Genomic DNA, 16,899 nt, shown 5'->3' on the forward strand with positions numbered 1-16,899 from the left:
CCGCCCAAAACGATGGGAAACGCCATGACTGACAGCTGCGACATCCTGATTTCCGGCGGCGGAATCGCCGGCCTGACCGCTGCGGCGGTGTTCGGAGCAGCCGGGTTCGACGTTGTGTGCGTCGACACGACCCTGCCGATCACCGAACGTGACGTCGATGGGTCCGACCTGCGGACCACGGCGTTTCTGCAGCCTGCGCATGGATTGCTGGAACAATGCGGGCTTTGGGACCGGCTGGACGCCCACGCAGCCCCGCTGCAAATCATGCGCATCGTGGATGCCGGTGGCGACGTGCCGGAACCCCGCGTCGTGCGCGATTTCAACGCATCGGACATCTCGGACCAGCCCTTTGGCTGGAACCTGCCCAACTGGCTGCTGCGGCGCGAGATGGTGGCGCGGCTGGCCGAACTGCCCAATGTCGATTTCCGCCCCGGCACCGGTACGGTCAGCCTGTTCACCCGCACCGCCGAAGCGCGCGTGGGCCTGAGCGATGGCAGCCGCATCCGCTGCAAGCTGGTGGTGGCCGCCGACGGGCGCAACTCACCAATGCGCGAGGCCGCCGGGATCAACGTGCACACGACCCGCTATGGGCAGAAGGCGCTGGCCTTTGCGGTGACGCATCCTATCGCGCATGAAAACGTCTCGACCGAGATTCACCGGTCAGGCGGCCCTTTCACGCTAGTCCCTCTGCCCGACTGGCAGGGCCAGCCATCTTCGGCCATCGTCTGGATGGAACGCGGCCCCCGCGCGGTTGAACTGCTGAAATTGGAACCCGAGGCTTTCGAGGCCGCGATGACCGAACGGTCCTGCGCCTTGTTCGGGCCGCTGAAACTGGCCTCGCGCCGCACGATCTGGCCGATCATCAGCCAGTCGGCAGAACGCTTGTCCGGCGAGCGTATTGCCCTGATGGCCGAGGCCGCGCATGTGGTGCCGCCCATCGGTGCGCAGGGGCTGAACATGTCCCTGGGCGATCTGCGCTGCCTGCTGGATTTGGCACAGGCCCGGCCCGAGGGGTTGGGCGATGCGCAGATGCTGGATGCCTATCACAAGGCCCGCCATACCGAGATCGAGTTGCGAGTCAAAGGGATCGACCTGTTGAACCGCGCCTCGATGATCGAAGCGCGCCCATTGCGCGACGCGCGAGCGATGGGGCTGAATGCACTCTATTCCCTGCCGCCCGTGCGCAAGACGCTGATGCAGATGGGTCTCGGCGTGCGCTGAGGCCCGCCGGTTACAAAACCTGATCCAGCACGCGCTTGAGCCGCCCAATCGTGCCGTCCACGTCGTACAGCTTGTCCAACCCGAACAGGCCCAGACGGAATGTGCTGAACCCCTCGGGCTCGTCACATTGCAGGGGCACACCAGCCGCGATCTGCATGCCCAAGGCGGCGAATTTCTTGCCGTTCTGCACTTCGGGGTCCGAGGTATAGCTGACCACCACCCCCGGTGCGCCGAATCCATCCGCCGCGACCGAGACGACCCCCTTGTCCTTCAACATCGCACGAACCCCGTTACCGAGCGCCCATTGCGCCTCGCGCAACTTCTCGAACCCGTATTCCTGCGTTTCAGCCATCGTATCGCGGAATGCCCGCAACGCGTCCGTCGGCATCGTGGCGTGATAGGCATGGCCGCCGTTCTCATAGGCCTGCATGATCTGCCGCCACTTCTTCAGGTCGATGGCGAAGCTGTCGGATGTTGTCTGCTCCAACCGCGCCTCGGCGTTTTCGGACAGCATGACCAGACCGGCACAGGGCGATGCGCTCCAGCCTTTCTGCGGGGCCGAGATCAGCACATCGACGCCGATTGCCTTCATGTCGATCCAGACACAGCCCGAGGCGATGCAATCCAACACCATCAGCGCTCCGACCTCATGCGCAGCCGCGGCCATGGCCTTGATGTAATCATCCGGCAGAATAACACCCGCCGAGGTTTCCACATGCGGGGCAAAGACCACATCCGGGCGTTGGTCGCGAATGGTTGCAACAACCTCTTCAATCGGCGCAGGGGCAAAAGGCGACGGGCTGGAATTGCCGGTTTCGCGGGCTTTCAGAACGGTGGCCGATGCGGTCAGCGCGCCGTTTTCGATGATCTGGCTCCAGCGATAGGAAAACCACCCGTTGCGCACGACCAGAACATTGGCGTCGCGCGCAAACTGCCGGGCGACAGCCTCCATCCCATAGGTGCCGCCGCCGGGAATGATGGCAACCCCATCGGCATTATAGACCTGCCGCAACATGCCCGAGATGTCGCGCATCACCTGCTGAAAGCTAGCAGACATATGGTTAAGCGAGCGATCCGTGAACACGACCGAGAATTCTTCAAGGCCGTTTGGGTCGATGGAATCCAGCAAAGCGGGCATGGTCTGTCCTTTCGATCTGTTTCCCGGAGTCTTGGCCTCTTCGCGCGGATTGGTAAAGTATGAAATTTCAGGTTGAGTTGACCTCGCGGCAACTCACGTATTTGACATAATTTCGCCCCACATACCGCTGAAAACACAAGATATGACGCCATATAGTGTCATACCTCTTTATACTTTGACGTGCTTCTGCACAGATAAGCACACTTTTTACATGAAAGGGCTTTTGTACCCGTGACTGCGCAAAAGCGGATCAGTTTCCAGTATGTTCGTGACGAAGTTAAACGAAGAATTGAAAGCCGGGTTTGGCCACAAGGCTCGTTATTACCCACCGAGACACAGCTAGCCGAAGAATTCAATTGCGCACGCGCAACGGTGAACCGCGCCCTGCGGGAACTGGCCGAGCAAGGCTTTGTCGAGCGTAAACGCAAAAGCGGCACGCGGGTCAAAAAAGAGCCCAGCAAACACGCGAAGCTGGAATTCTCGCTGACCCGCCAGATGGTCGAGAGCCAAAATGCCACTTATCGCTATGCGCTGGTGGAACGTCAGGTGGTCACAAGCCCCGGCTGGCTGGCCTCGCAACTTGGCGTGTCGCCCGATGCGCGGGTGCTGCATGTGGTCTGCATGCATTACGCCGATAACCGCCCCTTTCTGCTCGAGGAACGTTGGGTCAACATCCAGGCTGTCCCCGATGTGGAACAGGCCGATCTCAGCGAAAGCGGGCCGCATGAATGGCTGTTGAATGCCGCCCCCTTTTCGGATGCCGAGATCGCGTTCTGCGCCATTTCCGCCGATGGCCGCATTGCCGAGTTCATGGGAACCACGACCGGAGCGTCCATGATTCAGCTGGAACGGACCACGTGGAAAGAAAGCGTGCCGATCACCTTCGCCCGCATGACCCATCATCCGGGCTATTGCATCCGGACCAGATACTGAGGTCGATCAGCCGATTGGTCCCGGCAGGCGCTCTTCGCTCAGCAAAACATTTGCCTCTACGTCGCCGGCCCCCGGCAGCGTCATGATTCTTCGCCTCAGCACCCGTTCGAAATCTGACAGGTCCCGCGCAACGACCCGCAGGCGGTAGTCGTAAAGCCCCAGCACATGCTCAACCGTCTGAACCTCGGGGATGGCGCTGACGGCGCGTTCGAAATCTTCCAGACTGACTTGCCCCTTGCGCGCCAGTTTGACGCCCAGAAACACGGTCACGCCAAACCCCAGCGCCTCGGCGTTCAGCCGCAGACGCCGCCCTTTGATCACGCCCGTCTCCTCCAGCCTGCGAATCCGCCGCCATGTCGCAGGTTGCGACAAGCCCAGTTTGCGCCCCAGCGCCCCCGCGCTTTGCGTGGCATCCTGAACGAGCGACCGCAGAATCTGGCGATCCGTTTCATCCAGTTCGATCATATCGGCAGCGCCTCATCCTGTTTGACATGCGCGATATGCATCAGTGCCTCGATGTCGGCGATATGCGGCAGGGTCAGAATCCTGTCGCGGTAGACCTGCTGATAATGGCTCATACCTTTTGCCAGGACGGACAGGCGCACATCCACCCGGCCAAGAAAAGTCTGAATCTCGATCACTTCGGGCACCTCACGCGCGGCGGCCGTGAAATCGTCAAAGGCGCGCGCATAGGTCTTGTCCAGCGTCACCCGCAGCGAGACCTCGACGGCATAGCCCATCGCGGCCCAGTCGATGACGACCTCTTGCCCCGCAATGACGCCAGCGGCCTGCATCTTTTCGACGCGGCGCCAGCAGACCCCCTGGCTGACCCGGCAGCGCTCGGCCAGTTCGGCTATCGTCAGGCTGGGTTCGGCCTGGAATTGGCGCAGAATACGCCGGTCCGTGTCGTCAAGCATGATTTTTTCGTCTTCTCGTTATTCGAAGAATTATTCTTCATCTTTTTTCCAAAAACTCAATCCCAACCCTATCGCCAATACCCAAACCTCGGGATAGAACCGCTGCAATCAAAACCGAAAGGACCGACAACATGCGCGTCTATTACGATCGCGATTGCGACATCAACCTGATCAAAGACAAAAAAGTGGCCATCCTGGGCTACGGCAGCCAGGGCCACGCCCACGCGCTGAACCTGCGCGACTCGGGTGCGAAGAACCTTGTCGTCGCGCTGCGCGAAGGCTCGGCTTCTGCCAAGAAAGCCGAAGCCGAAGGTCTGCAGGTCATGGGCATCGCCGAAGCCGCCGCATGGTGCGACCTGATCATGTTCACCATGCCCGATGAACTGCAGGCCGAAACCTATAAGAAATACGTCCACGACAACATCAAGCCGGGCGCGGCCATCGCGTTTGCCCACGGCCTGAACGTGCATTTCGGCCTGATCGAGCCAAAAGAAGGCGTCGATGTCATCATGATGGCTCCCAAAGGCCCCGGCCACACCGTTCGCGGCGAATACACCAAAGGCGGCGGCGTGCCCTGCCTGGTGGCCGTCGACAAGGACGAAACCGGCAAGGCGCTTGAGATTGGCCTGTCCTATTGCTCTGCCATCGGTGGCGGCCGTTCGGGCATCATCGAAACCAACTTCCGCGAGGAATGCGAAACCGACCTGTTCGGCGAGCAGGCCGTTCTGTGCGGCGGTCTGGTCGAACTGATCCGCTGCGGTTTCGAAACTCTGGTCGAGGCCGGTTACGCGCCCGAGATGGCGTATTTCGAGTGTCTGCACGAAGTGAAGCTGATCGTCGACCTGATCTATGAAGGCGGCATCGCCAACATGGATTACTCGATCTCGAACACGGCTGAGTACGGCCAGTACGTCACCGGCCCGCGCATCCTGAAATATGACGAGACCAAAGCGCGTATGAAAGAGGTTCTGAACGATATCCAGCAGGGTAAATTCGTTCGTGACTTCATGCTTGAAAACGCCGTGGGCCAGCCGACCATCAAAGCGTCGCGCCGCGCCAATGACGAGCACATGATCGAGGAAACAGGTGCCAAGTTGCGCGCCATGATGCCCTGGATCTCGGCCGGCAAGATGGTCGACAAAGAAAAGAACTGAGTTCGGCGAATGCCAAAGAAAGGGCGGCCGACGCGGTCGCCCTTTTTCGTTTGCACCCGGCTTGCTACCGGCCCATAACCCGCTGGCGGGATCGACCATTCCCACCAACCCACAGGACGCACAATGGTTCAGCAACCGACAAAACAGGATTGGGGCGGTGTTTTCACGCTGGGCCTGATTTGGGGTGCCACGTTCATGGTCGTCGCAATGGCACTGGAAGGTTATGGCCCGATAACCGTGGCAACCTCGCGGACAACGCTGGGGGCCGTGACCCTGTTGGCGCTGATGTGGGCGACGGGTCGCAAATTGCCGGTTCTGACGCCTGCCTTGGGCACATCGGTTGTCCTGATCGGCGTTCTGTCCACCGCCGTACCCTTCATGCTGCTCAGTTGGGGCCAGCAATTCGTACCTTCCGCCTTTGCCGGATTGTCCATGGCTGCAATTCCCCTGATGGTGCTGCCGCTGGCGCATTTCTTCTCGGACGAGCCACTGAACCTGCGCCGTCTTCTTGGTGTGTGCCTTGGGTTTTCAGGAGCGCTGGTTCTGATCGGACCCGGCCTTGCCCAATTGGGACAGGGGGCCGAGCCGCTGGCGCAACTGGCCTGCATCACGGCGGCGTTGTGCTACGCCAGCTCTTCGGTCATGACCCGGCGCTGCCCGCCGGTGGACCCTTTGGTGCTGGCGGCTTTGACGCTTGTGGTCGGTGCGGTGATCCTGCTTCCGATTATGCTGATGACCGAGGGACTGCCAACGTGGCAGGGCCCCCGCCCCACGATTGCATTGATTGTTCTGGGATTGTTACCAACCGCCTTTGCCACCTTGTTGCGCGTGTCGGTCACCCGCAGCGCCGGATCGGTATTCCTGACGCTGGTGAACTATCAGGTCCCAATCTGGTCGATGATCTTCGGCGCATGGATCCTGTCCGAGGCCCTGCCCCTGCGTTTTTACATCGCCCTCGCCTTGATCCTGACCGGCATGGCCATCAGCCAGTGGTTCAGCCTGCGCAAGGCCCTGTTCGGCAGTTAACCTGCGGCGGCTTCGACCTCGGCCACGATGCTGTCGACGACCTGCGCCAGCAACCCGTCATCTTCGCATTCCGCCATCACGCGGATCAGCGGCTCGGTTCCGGATTTACGGATCAGCAACCGGCCCTGCCCGTTCAGGCGCGCTTCGGCCTCGGCAATGGCGGCCTGCACGCTTTTGCTTTCCAGCGGAAGCTGCCCGGCGCTGAAGCGCACGTTCTTCAGCAGCTGCGGCACGGTCTCGAATTGCATGGACAGTTCTGACGCCTTGCGTTCGGACAGGACCATCTCGGCCAGGAAATGCAGCCCGGCCATAAGCCCGTCCCCGGTTGTCGCGTAGTCGCTCATCACGATGTGACCGGATTGTTCGCCGCCAAGGTTGAACCCGCCTTCGCGCATCCGCTCGACGACATAGCGGTCTCCGACGGCGGTGCGTTCCAACTGCAACCCGCGCGCGCCAAGGTGCCGTTCCAGCCCGAGATTGGACATGACCGTTGCAACAAGTGCCCCGCCCTTAAGCTGGCCCGATCTTGCCCAGGCGGTCGCCAGCAAGGCCATCAACTGATCGCCGTCAGCCACCTGCCCGGTCTCGTCAATCACGACCACCCGGTCTGCGTCACCGTCGAGGCAGATGCCAACATCCGCACCATGCGCAACCACGGTTTCGGCAGCCATCCGGGGTTTAGTCGACCCGCAATTCTGGTTGATATTCTTACCGTTAGGCGCAACGCCAACGGGAATGACCTCGGCACCCAATTCCCACAGAACCTCGGGCGCGGTGCGGTGCGCCGCGCCGTTGGCGCAATCGATCACCACCTTGAGACCGTCCAGCCGCAACTCGCGCGGCAGCGAGGATTTGACCCGCTCGCCATACCGGAACCGCGCATCATCGACACGGCGCGCGCGTCCTATGTTTTGCGCCTGAGCGGGCTTGACCCCCTCTTCAATCAGCTTTTCGATCTCGGCCTCGGCCTGATCCGACAGTTTGAACCCATCGGGTCCAAAGAACTTGATCCCGTTATCTTCGGCCGGATTGTGACTGGCCGAGATCATCACGCCAAGGTCCGCCCGCATCGACCGAGTCATAAGCCCAACCGCCGGGGTCGGCACCGGCCCCAGCAACAACACATTCATCCCGGTCGAGGTCAGCCCCGCCGTCAGAGCGTTCTCAAGCATATACCCGGACAGGCGCGTGTCCTTGCCGATCACCACACGGTGCACGCCGGTCGCGTCGCGGCGGAAATACCGCCCCACGGCAGCGCCGATGCGCAGAGCCATCTCGGCGGTCATCGGATGCGTGTTGGCCGTGCCCCGCACCCCGTCGGTTCCGAACAGCTTGCGCATATCTTTCACTCCGTGAAAATTTCTTGCGACCGGATTACCGGACAGCGGCCCACAGACGCAAGGCCTGAGCGGTCTCGGCAACGTCATGGACCCGGATGATCTGCACGCCCTGAGACAATCCGGCCAGCGCAACGGCGATTGATCCCGGCGCGCGGGCCGTCTTGCGCGGCTCCTGCCCGATCTGGCCGATGAACCCCTTGCGCGACACGCCCAACAGGATCGGGCAGCCGAGGCCGTGAAACAGGCTGAGGTTACGCAGCAGGGTCAGGTTATGCGCCTCGGTCTTGCCAAAGCCGACGCCCGGATCAACCACGATCTGGTCTCGCTTCAGGCCCAGAGCTTCAAGGTGGGCGATCTGCGCTTCCAGAAAGTCGTATACATCCAGCAGAACGTCATCATATTGCGGGTTGTCCTGCATCGTGGCCGGATCGCCCTGCATATGCATCACACAGACCGGCACGCCGATCTGCGCGCAGTACGGTGCAAGGTCCGGATCGAAGGTGAATCCCGAGACGTCGTTCACCAGACCGGCCCCTGCCTCGACCGCCGCTTGGGCAACGCTGGCCTTGCGCGTGTCGATTGAGATCAGCGCGTCAGTTTCCGCCCGGATCGCCTGAATCAGCGGCTGGGTGCGGGCGATTTCTTCGCCTTCGGGGACAAAATCCGCTCCGGGCCGGGTGGATTCCCCGCCGATATCCAGAATGCTGGCCCCATGCGCGACCATGTCTGATGCTGCAGCACAGGCGTTTTCGACCGAGTTATGCAGACCGCCATCCGAAAAACTGTCCGGTGTCGCGTTAAGTATCCCCATGATCCGAGGCCGCGCCATGTCCAGCCCCGCGATGGGACTGCGCGGTCGGGTCAGACGGTCCAGGTTGGCCGCAGGAATGTCGGCAACCGCCACTATTTCGGGACCATCGCTTCGCGTCAGGGCCTCGGCATGCGTAAACCACAGGTCTTGCCCGGCCAGCGAGACGGCCCCCGCAGGGCGGGTCGGCCCGTGTTGAACCAAAGGTCGAAAATAAACGCTCACAATTGCGCCTGATCGACTGAAACCGCGCGCAGTGGTGTCTTGGGGGCCTGCGGCAACTCTCCGCCGATGACCAGCATCTCGCTGGCTTCAAAGGTCGCCGCGAACCACGCCGCAAGCGCCACCGCGTCCGATGGCGCGGCCGAGGGGCCGTCTACCGCGTCCAGAACGATCTTGGACGGGGCCCAGACGCAGATCTGGCCGTTCTTCATCGCCCAGTCCAACTCGGTCCGGGTCGAGACCACGACGCAGCGATGATCCCGCGCGGCCAGAACCCAGGCATTCTGTTCGATGGCCAGCAGATCGATCCGGCGCTGGGTCATGGCGTGACCGGTCTGGGACACAGACAGATCAGACGCGCCGACACACAGAATCAAAGGGCGCTGCCGGTTTTCCAGCTGATCAATCCAGCCGGTCAGATTGTCCGAGGCTATCGCTTCGTTCGACAGGTAGACCAGCCGGGGATGCGGACGTTCCTCTTCTACAATGCCATGGTTATGCGTATTTCGCCCACGGACGATTTCAACACCCAGCGCGCCCGGACCCCGATCCAGTTTTTCAATTCGAACAAAGGCCCTTACGGCCTGTGGCTCAAGCAAAATCCGCTCAGCTACACGTTCTGCCAACGTCTCGAGCAGGTTCAGGCGTTCGGCGGCAAGCTCATATGCAATCGCCTCGGTGACGCGGTCATAGGACAGGATGCGATCCACGTCGTCCTCGATCCGGTCGGTCAGCGGACGCACTTCGACCACGATGTTAAAGCAGACCCGCTGCGTCGTTCCCCGCTCGGCCTGAAACGCGCCGATTTCAACCTCGACGATATGATCCCGCAGCGAAATACGATCCAATGGACCTTGCGGCGATGTCGCCTCTGACCGTTCGGACGGGTGCGCAAAGGCAAGGCGGATTTCAGAACTCATGGGTCAGGCCTTTTCGGGCTTGTTGAAAAGTGCGCCTACTTTAGGCGTGTCGAGCGCCTATAGCATTCTAACATGCGCCATTCCAACCGCCGAATGCGGCGTCAGGTTACGCGAAACCAACTCATCATGCCCGATGCGGCATGCCCCAGCATATGGCAATGCAACAGCCAGTTGCCCGGGTTGTCGGCCACCAGCGCGATTTGCCGCGTCTGGCCGCGCTCGACAAGAACTGTATCGCGCCACGGCCCCAGAGAGCCATCTTCAAGGATCAGCCGGAAGTGGTGACCATGCAGGTGCATCGCATGCGGGAACGCAGTTTCGTTGACGAACGCGATCCGGTGCTGACTGCCATGCGCTGCATCCAGAAACGGGTCTTGCGGGCGTTCGGCGTATCCGTTCAAGGCCCAGAAACGGCCCAGCTGCGCAAGTTCTCGCCCGGACAGTTCAGTGTCACCGAGCCGAGCGCTTTCCAGCCAGCGCATCGCGCCCCCTTGCAGAACCATCCGGTGCAGGGGTGTGGACTGGATATCCTTGATGTCCGGCAATGGATTGGGCGGCAAAGCCGATATGCCCGCGCGGCGCGCCCGCGACGCTTCGCCGGTTACGTCAAATCTCGCCAGACCAAAGGCGCCATCCCGTTCCGCGCTTAGCAGACTGGCGGTATCGCCGGAAAAACCGGTCACATCGACAATCAGGTCCGCGCGCTGTGCCGGTGCCAGGGGGAAGGTTTCCGGGATCGCCAGAGGCGTTTCCAAAGGCATGCCATCCAGCGCGACAATCCACCCCTCCAACCCGTCCAAACCCAGATCGTAAATCCGGGCATTGGACGCGTTGATCAGGCGCAGTCTGAGACGCTCGTTGCCTTTCACGGCAAGCACGGGATCAAACGTGCCGTTGACCGTCACGATATTGCCAAGGCGTCCGGCGTGGCTGAGATCGTGCCCGTTGTCAAAATCTTCGGTGATCTGCGCGGTTTCGGGGTCCAGCCGCCAGTCGTCCAGCATCAGCACCAGATCCTGATCGATGTCGGGCTGGGTCGCCTCTTCCACGATCAGCGGCCCGTAAAGCCCGCGCGCCACCTGCTCGACCGACTGGTTATGCGCGTGATACCAGTAGGTTCCGGCATCGGGGGCGACAAAGTCATAGTCAAAGCTGTCCCCCGGCAGCACGGCGTCCTGCGTCAGCCCCGGAACCCCATCCATCGCATTGTCGATGCGAATGCCATGCCAGTGAACCGAAGTGGCCTGCGGCAGGTTGTTGACCAACCGCCGTACAAGACGGTCGCCTTGCCTGACCCGCAGCGGCACGCCCGGTACCGAACCACCATAACTCCAAAGTTTCGTTTCGGGATAACCCTCGGGCGCAAGGCGCTGCGCCGCCTCTTGGGCCTTAAGGGCCGGATAATCCGCTTTGGACACGCGTGGCAAAAGCGCCAGGGCGGCTGCGGATTGAAGCATTTGTCGACGGTTGAAATACATTGGGGGCCTCCTGGCCCCCAATATAGCCTGCATGAAATCCCGCGCCATCAGCCTTCCAGCGCGGGTGCGTCAATCAGTTGCTCGCCGTCCGATAGTTGTGACGGTAGAAAATATGCACGCCGATCTTTGCGGTCTGCTTGTAAACGCGCGCCCAGGACGGACGAACCGCCGTGGTGTGATAGTGGGTCGCCCCTTCGGTCAGTTTGTCGGCGGTGCCGTCTATTGCGGCACGCGCCACTTTCGAAACCCGCTCGTAGGCTTTCTTTTCGTGGATCACTTCCTTGCGGCCATCGCAGGTATACGTGAACTGGCACTGGTATTTCTTACCGGTTCCCTGACGGATCACGCCGCACAGCGAATTCGGAAAGCGACCGCTTTCGACCCGGTTCAGGATAACTTCGGCCACCGCAAACTGACCGCGGACGCTTTCGCCCCGCGCTTCAAAGTACAGGGCCTCGGCCAGACATTTCCAGTTTTCGTCGCCCGACGGCGCTGGCTGCTGGTCAAGCCAGTCCTTGGAATAGGACACTTCGACCGGCTCTGCCGCGCGACGCGGCTGGAACAGTTTCAGATAGTCCCGAAAGCTTTGCCCCGGCAATTCGTTGCGGGCCACAAGCTCTTGCTTGGATTTGGTGGTGGCTTCCTTCTCGGCGAAGGACGCACTCGGCAGCACGGTTGCTGCCAGCACGGCAACAGCCATTATATAACGTAGCATCAGATAACCTCGCACAGGCACTTCACGCGCCATACCCTCCCCCGGCGGGCGCGACGAGGCGTTTAACCCAGACAGACGCAAACGTCCAGAACTACGAAAAAAGCAAGTGGAAAATCGCCCGTGGGAAGATTTAATTTCACCACAAGGTCGCCTGAAACCCACTAATCCTTGGGGAAATACCGGGTGTCAACCCCCAAGTCTGGACGAAATTGCCAGTTGAGCGGAAGCCAGCCGAGCGACAGGTACCCGGAAGGGTGAGCATGACACATAGTCAAAGCCCAGATCGCGGCAAATGGCGATTGATTCGGGGTTCCCGCCATGTTCGCCGCAGACCGAAAGGGTCACGTCAGCCTTCGCGGCGCGCCCGCGTTCGGCGCCAAGTTTCAGCAACTCCCCCACTCCGTCAGGGTCCAGAACGTGAAACGGGTCCTCGGTAAAGACCCCCTGACGAACGTAAGCCGACATGAACCGCCCCGCATCGTCGCGCGACAGACCATAGGTCATCTGGGTCAGGTCGTTGGTCCCAAAGCTGAGAAACGAGGTGTTGGGCGCAATCTCTTCCGCACGCAGGCAGGCGCGCGGCGTTTCGACCATCACACCCAGCCGGTATTCGAACTCCTGCCCCTGCTCGGCCGCGACGGCTGCGGCAACCGAGTCGATGCGGGATTTGACCAGTTCCACCTCGCGCTTGGCCGAGACCAGAGGGATCATGACCTCGGGCACAACAGGCGCGCCATTCTTGCTGGCCTCAAGCGTCGCCTCGAAGATCGCACGCGCCTGCATGTCATAGATCTCGGGCACCGTGACCCCCAACCGAACGCCGCGCAGGCCCAGCATCGGGTTGTATTCCGTCATCGCAGCGACTCGGCGCTCCACATCCGACACCGGCAGGTCCAGCGCCTCGGCCAGTTCGCGCTGACCGCTTCGGGTGGTCGGCAGGAACTCGTGCAGCGGTGGGTCAAACAGGCGGATACAGACCGGCTGCCCTTCCATGATCCGGAACAATTGCACGAAATCCTCGCGCTGCATTGGCAGCAGACGTTCCAGCACCGCCGCGCGGCCTGATGGGGTTTGGGCGAAAATCATCTCGCGCATGACGATCAGCCGACCCGGATCAAAGAACATATGTTCCGTCCGGCACAGGCCGATGCCTTGCGCCTCGAAGTTTCGGGCGGTCTGCGCATCGGCGGGCGTATCGGCATTGGCGCGGATTTCGATGTCACGCTCGGCATCGGCCCAAGCCATCAGCGTCTGAAAGCAATCGTCCAGCGCCGCCTCCAGCATCGCCGGCTGCCCTGCCAGCACCTGACCGGAACTGCCATCGATCGTCAGCACGTCTCCGGTCTTGAACACCCGCCCATCCGGTGCGGTCAGCAGCTTTTTCTTGGTCTGAAACCGCATCTCGGACGCGCCGACAATGCATGGCAGGCCAAGCCCCCGGCCAATCACCGCGGCATGGCTGGTCATCCCGCCCTTTTCGGTCAAAACAGCAACGGCGGCATGCATCCCGCGCACATCTTCCGGTGCCGTCTCGCGCCGGACCAGGACGCAGGCCTCGCCCCGCGCCGCGCTGGCCTGAGCCTCGGCGGCGGTGAACACGATCTTGCCAGTCGAGGCCCCCGGGCTTGCGCCAATACCGGTGGTCAGTACATCACGTTCAGCTTCGGGGTGGACCTGACGGTGCAACAGCTCGTTCAGAGCATGCGGATCGACGCGCATCACCGCCTCTTGCGGCGGAATAATCCCGTCCTCGGCCAGCCGAACTGCTATTTTCATCGCCGCGCGGGCACTGCGCTGGACCCGGACTCCGTCCAGAATATGCACCCGGCCGTTTTCGATGACGAATTCGACCTGCATTTCTTCCCGCAGCTTCCGCCGCATCAGCGCGGCATGCGCCTTGAGGTCGGCAAATGCGTTGGGCGCCACTTCTTCAAGCGAACATCCACGGGGGTCTTTTTCCAGAAACATCGCAGCCGCACCTGCACCAAGGGCGTCGCGGCCCTGGCTCTGGCTCAGATAACGGCCCGTGATCTGCGATTCACCAGTCGACGAATCCACCAGTTGCAGCACGCCCGACCCGCATTCGCCCTGCCCGACGCCGGGGATCATCTCTTGTATGACCAGCCCCAGCCCCGCGTCTGCAGGGGCTCCTTTAGCCTGACGCAGCAACCGGGCCGAGGTGCCGTCCCATGCCCGAGCCATCGACCGCAGAACTCCGGCAAGCTGTTCGCCCCGGTCCTGAGGGAACACCTCGTCAGCCTCATCCTCATAGGCCCGCAGGGATTGCCGCAACCCTTCCTGCCCATCGGCCTCGATATCGTCGAACACATCCGCGTCCAGCCGCGCCACGTGAATCGCGTAGCTTTGGACAAAGCGCAGATACAGCGCCGCTGCGGCTTCGGCCCCCATGGCATCGGACAGTTCCACATAACGCGCGTCGTTCATGCCGATGTTCAGAACCGCCCCCGGCCCGCCCCAGTCCGGGTCTTCGGAACTGGGTCGCACGCACAGCAGGGCCGACGCGTCAAACTGTTCCAATATCGCCGCAAGATCAGGGATGTCCCCCTTGGCGATCTTCAGGACCGCATCGAAGGACAGCGCCACGGTGCGCGGCACGGGCATGTCCAGACGGACCAGCCGTTGCAGACATTTGGCCCGGCCACCATGGGTTTCTGTGGCAACGGGCGCTTTGGGCGTTATCAGCGTGGTATGCGGGTTATTCTGCACTGCGGCACCTTTTGGTTTCACCGCAGCATAGGCACCTGCGCCCTTCACGCAAGGGTGATCTGGGCGCGGTTCAGCCCGCGCCCTTGGCTTTAGCCTTCGATCCGGGTCAGATCGGCCACGCTGGAACAGACCTGACGGATCTGGCTCAGCAGGTTCAGGCGGTTACGGCGCAGGATGTCGTTGTCGGTGTTGACCTGCACATCCTCAAAGAACGCATCCACCGGCCAGCGAAGCGCGGCCATTGCGGCCATGGCAGCCGGGAAATCCTCGGCCTTTAGCGCAGGCGCGATCTTGCCCTGCGCCTGATCCAGAGCGTTGAACAGCGCCTTTTCGCTGTCCGTCTCGGCAAATTTTACATCCGCGCCGTAGGAGTATTCGACCCCGTCCTTTTCCTCGGCCTGCGTCAGGATATTGTTGGCGCGTTTGAAGCCCTGCACGAGGTTCTCGCCATCCTCGGTCGCAATCACAGCGTTCAGCGCACGGGCGCGTTTGACCAAGAGGTTGAGGTCGTCATTCCCCTCCATCGCGATACAGGCGTCGATGATGTCGTGGCGGATGCCCTCGTCGCGGAGGAAGACTTTGAGGCGGTCGTGGAAGAAGGAGAGGAGGTCAATTGATCTGCTGTCAACCTGCCGGCCATCCACTAGATTAGAAACCGTGATTGCCGCACCAAATCCGAATGATACTCCGCCTCCAGTCTTTTCCTTGAACATCTTTGCAGATTCTTTCGCAGCTTTAGCGGACGTACTGCCAATCGACTCGTTGCATCTCGCAAGTTGGCTTGATTGAGAATCGTGCAGTTTTGCACGCAAATCATTCCCCAACACCAACCGAATAACCCCCAACGCCGCGCGGCGCAGCGCAAACGGGTCTTTCGACCCGGTCGGCTTCTCATCAATCGCCCAGAACCCGGTCAGCGTATCCAGCTTGTCGGCTAGCGCTACGGTCACCGAAAGCGGTGCGGTCGGCACGTCATCCGAAGGCCCCAGAGGCGAGTAATGCTCCTGCGCTACAGCGGCCACGGCGGCATCTTCGCCTGCAGCTTCGATGTAATACCGCCCCATAAGCCCTTGAAGTTCTGGGAATTCATAGACCATCTCGGAACTCAGATCGGCCTTGGCCAGACGCGCGGCTTTCTCGGCCTGATCCGCATCCGCTCCGACCACCGGGGCCAATTCGCGGGCCAGTGCGGCGATGCGGTCGATCCGCTCGGCCTGCGTGCCCAGCTTGTTGTGGAAGGTCACATTCTCCAACGCGCGGGTCCATTGGGCGATATCCGATTTGGCGACGCGCAGGTCGTTCTCCCAAAAGAATTTCGCATCGGCCAGACGGGCCGAAAGCACCTTCTGGTTCCCCGCCAGAATGGTCGCGCCATTGTCGGCGGTTTCGCGGTTGGCGACGGTGATGAAGCGCTCGATCCGGCCCGTTTTGGGGTTCTTCACGGAAAAGAACTTCTGATGCTCCTTCATCGAGGTCTGCAGCACCTCGGGCGGCAGGTCCAGAAACTCATCATCGATCTGCCCCATCAGGACCACGGGCCATTCGACCAGACCGGCAACCTCGGCCAGCAGGCCCTTGTCCTCGACCACTTCCAGCCCGGCGGCAAAGGCCATGTTCTGGGCGTCGTTCCAGATATGCTCGGCGCGTTCCTCGGGCGACAGAACGACAAAGGCGCGTTTCAGCTTCGCCGCGTAATCGTCGAAAGACGTTACAGAAAACCGGTTCGGGGCCATGAAGCGATGGCCCTCGGTCGTGTCGCCGGATGTGATGCCTTCGACCTCAAGCGGCACGACCTGCGCGCCCGCCTCATCGTTGAGAATGCACAGGATCGAATGCAGAGGCCGCACCCAGCGCATCGAGCCGGCACCCCAACGCATAGATTTGGGCCATGGGAAGTTGCGGATCGTGGTTTCCAGCACTTCGGCCACGATCTCGGCTGCCGGGCGGCCCGGTTTTTCGATGGTGGCGAAATAGACCGCGCCTTTGGGGGTCTCACGTTCCTCCAACTGGTCGCGGGTCAGGCCCGCACCGCGCAGGAACCCCTCGATCGCCTTGTCCGACGCGCCCACTTTCGGCCCCTTGCGTTCCTCGCGGATCGTCGGGCTTTCCGCCAGCAGGCCCTCGACCGCCAAGGTCAGACGGCGCGGCGTGGTCAGGGCGGCGGCCCCGGCATAGGTCAGACCGCCCTCGACCAGACCATCGGTGATCCGCTTTTTCAGGTCTTCACCGGCGCGGGTCTGCATGCGCGCGGGGATTTCCTCGGAAAACAGTTCGATCAGCAGGTCGGGCATTTTCGGTCC

Annotated in this window: 14 protein-coding genes; 4 read left to right on the top strand and 10 right to left on the bottom strand. The window is 61.6% G+C overall.

What is annotated here, in order from left to right; genetic code table 11:
* Positions 1-24: 24 nt before the first annotated feature.
* On the top strand, positions 25-1,221 hold the full coding sequence (locus ACR0K1_RS07100) for a UbiH/UbiF family hydroxylase (protein WP_480849430.1): 1,197 nt from the start codon (positions 25-27) through the stop codon (positions 1,219-1,221).
* A 10-nt stretch (positions 1,222-1,231) separates the two neighbouring features.
* Here ACR0K1_RS07100 and ACR0K1_RS07105 read toward each other — a convergent pair whose 3' ends face one another.
* On the bottom strand, positions 1,232-2,359 hold the full coding sequence (locus ACR0K1_RS07105; RefSeq protein WP_480849432.1) for an aminotransferase class V-fold PLP-dependent enzyme: 1,128 nt from the start codon (positions 2,357-2,359) through the stop codon (positions 1,232-1,234).
* 231 nt (positions 2,360-2,590) lie between these two features.
* On the opposite strand from ACR0K1_RS07105, the gene ACR0K1_RS07110 reads away from it, so the two are divergent.
* Positions 2,591-3,292, top strand: coding sequence for a GntR family transcriptional regulator (locus tag ACR0K1_RS07110; RefSeq protein ID WP_480849434.1), 702 nt, complete (start codon positions 2,591-2,593; stop codon positions 3,290-3,292).
* Between the two features lie 6 nt (positions 3,293-3,298).
* Here ACR0K1_RS07110 and ACR0K1_RS07115 read toward each other — a convergent pair whose 3' ends face one another.
* On the bottom strand, positions 3,299-3,757 hold the full coding sequence (locus ACR0K1_RS07115) for an Lrp/AsnC family transcriptional regulator (RefSeq protein ID WP_480610147.1): 459 nt from the start codon (positions 3,755-3,757) through the stop codon (positions 3,299-3,301).
* Entirely contained in the window at positions 3,754-4,209 is a 456-nt protein-coding gene (locus tag ACR0K1_RS07120) for an Lrp/AsnC family transcriptional regulator (protein WP_480849436.1), read from the bottom strand. The genes ACR0K1_RS07115 and ACR0K1_RS07120 overlap by 4 nt, the downstream gene beginning before the upstream one ends.
* 131 nt (positions 4,210-4,340) lie before the next feature.
* Between ACR0K1_RS07120 and ilvC the strand changes: the two genes are divergently transcribed.
* Complete coding sequence (gene ilvC / locus ACR0K1_RS07125) at positions 4,341-5,363, top strand: ketol-acid reductoisomerase (protein ID WP_480610144.1); 1,023 nt, start codon at positions 4,341-4,343, stop codon at positions 5,361-5,363.
* A 123-nt stretch (positions 5,364-5,486) separates the two neighbouring features.
* Positions 5,487-6,389 (top strand): DMT family transporter, encoded by a 903-nt coding sequence (locus ACR0K1_RS07130; RefSeq protein WP_480849438.1) that lies wholly within the window; start codon positions 5,487-5,489, stop codon positions 6,387-6,389.
* Here ACR0K1_RS07130 and glmM read toward each other — a convergent pair.
* The 7 genes from glmM to glyS all read right to left on the bottom strand — a co-directional run bounded on the left by glmM (position 6,386) and on the right by glyS (position 16,890).
* On the bottom strand, positions 6,386-7,729 hold the full coding sequence (gene glmM / locus ACR0K1_RS07135) for a phosphoglucosamine mutase (RefSeq protein ID WP_480849440.1): 1,344 nt from the start codon (positions 7,727-7,729) through the stop codon (positions 6,386-6,388). The genes ACR0K1_RS07130 and glmM overlap by 4 nt on opposite strands.
* A 34-nt stretch (positions 7,730-7,763) precedes the next feature.
* The gene (gene folP / locus ACR0K1_RS07140; protein ID WP_480849442.1) at positions 7,764-8,762 is read right to left on the bottom strand and encodes a dihydropteroate synthase; all 999 of its coding nucleotides are present in this window, start codon (positions 8,760-8,762) and stop codon (positions 7,764-7,766) included.
* A complete protein-coding gene (locus tag ACR0K1_RS07145) occupies positions 8,759-9,679 on the bottom strand; it encodes a dihydroneopterin aldolase (RefSeq protein ID WP_480849445.1) in 921 nt (306 codons plus the stop codon). The genes folP and ACR0K1_RS07145 overlap by 4 nt, the downstream gene beginning before the upstream one ends.
* 101 nt (positions 9,680-9,780) lie before the next feature.
* Entirely contained in the window at positions 9,781-11,157 is a 1,377-nt protein-coding gene (locus ACR0K1_RS07150) for a multicopper oxidase family protein (protein ID WP_480849447.1), read from the bottom strand.
* A gap of 73 nt (positions 11,158-11,230) precedes the next feature.
* Complete coding sequence (locus ACR0K1_RS07155) at positions 11,231-11,872, bottom strand: cell wall hydrolase (RefSeq protein ID WP_480849450.1); 642 nt, start codon at positions 11,870-11,872, stop codon at positions 11,231-11,233.
* Between the two features lie 186 nt (positions 11,873-12,058).
* Positions 12,059-14,620: a putative PEP-binding protein gene (locus tag ACR0K1_RS07160; RefSeq protein ID WP_480849492.1), complete on the bottom strand. Its 2,562-nt coding sequence runs from the start codon at positions 14,618-14,620 to the stop codon at positions 12,059-12,061.
* A 68-nt stretch (positions 14,621-14,688) separates the two neighbouring features.
* Positions 14,689-16,890 (bottom strand): glycine--tRNA ligase subunit beta, encoded by a 2,202-nt coding sequence (glyS, locus tag ACR0K1_RS07165; protein WP_480849452.1) that lies wholly within the window; start codon positions 16,888-16,890, stop codon positions 14,689-14,691.
* Positions 16,891-16,899 lie beyond the last annotated feature (9 nt).

The sequence above is a fragment of the Ruegeria sp. F5 genome (genome assembly GCF_056533845.1).

Bases quoted from the DNA above. Each gene is read 5' to 3' on its own strand.
- ACR0K1_RS07130 (WP_480849438.1), top strand. From the start codon at position 5,487: ATGGTTCAGCAACCGACAAAACAGGATTGGGGCGGTGTTTTCACGCTG.
- ilvC (WP_480610144.1), top strand. From the start codon at position 4,341: ATGCGCGTCTATTACGATCGCGATTGCGACATCAACCTGATCAAAGAC.
- ACR0K1_RS07115 (WP_480610147.1), bottom strand. From the start codon at position 3,757: ATGATCGAACTGGATGAAACGGATCGCCAGATTCTGCGGTCGCTCGTT.
- ACR0K1_RS07155 (WP_480849450.1), bottom strand. From the start codon at position 11,872: ATGCTACGTTATATAATGGCTGTTGCCGTGCTGGCAGCAACCGTGCTG.
- glyS (WP_480849452.1), bottom strand. From the start codon at position 16,890: ATGCCCGACCTGCTGATCGAACTGTTTTCCGAGGAAATCCCCGCGCGC.
- glmM (WP_480849440.1), bottom strand. From the start codon at position 7,729: ATGCGCAAGCTGTTCGGAACCGACGGGGTGCGGGGCACGGCCAACACG.
- ACR0K1_RS07145 (WP_480849445.1), bottom strand. From the start codon at position 9,679: ATGAGTTCTGAAATCCGCCTTGCCTTTGCGCACCCGTCCGAACGGTCA.
- ACR0K1_RS07100 (WP_480849430.1), top strand. From the start codon at position 25: ATGACTGACAGCTGCGACATCCTGATTTCCGGCGGCGGAATCGCCGGC.
- ACR0K1_RS07120 (WP_480849436.1), bottom strand. From the start codon at position 4,209: ATGCTTGACGACACGGACCGGCGTATTCTGCGCCAATTCCAGGCCGAA.
- ACR0K1_RS07150 (WP_480849447.1), bottom strand. From the start codon at position 11,157: ATGTATTTCAACCGTCGACAAATGCTTCAATCCGCAGCCGCCCTGGCG.
- ACR0K1_RS07105 (WP_480849432.1), bottom strand. From the start codon at position 2,359: ATGCCCGCTTTGCTGGATTCCATCGACCCAAACGGCCTTGAAGAATTC.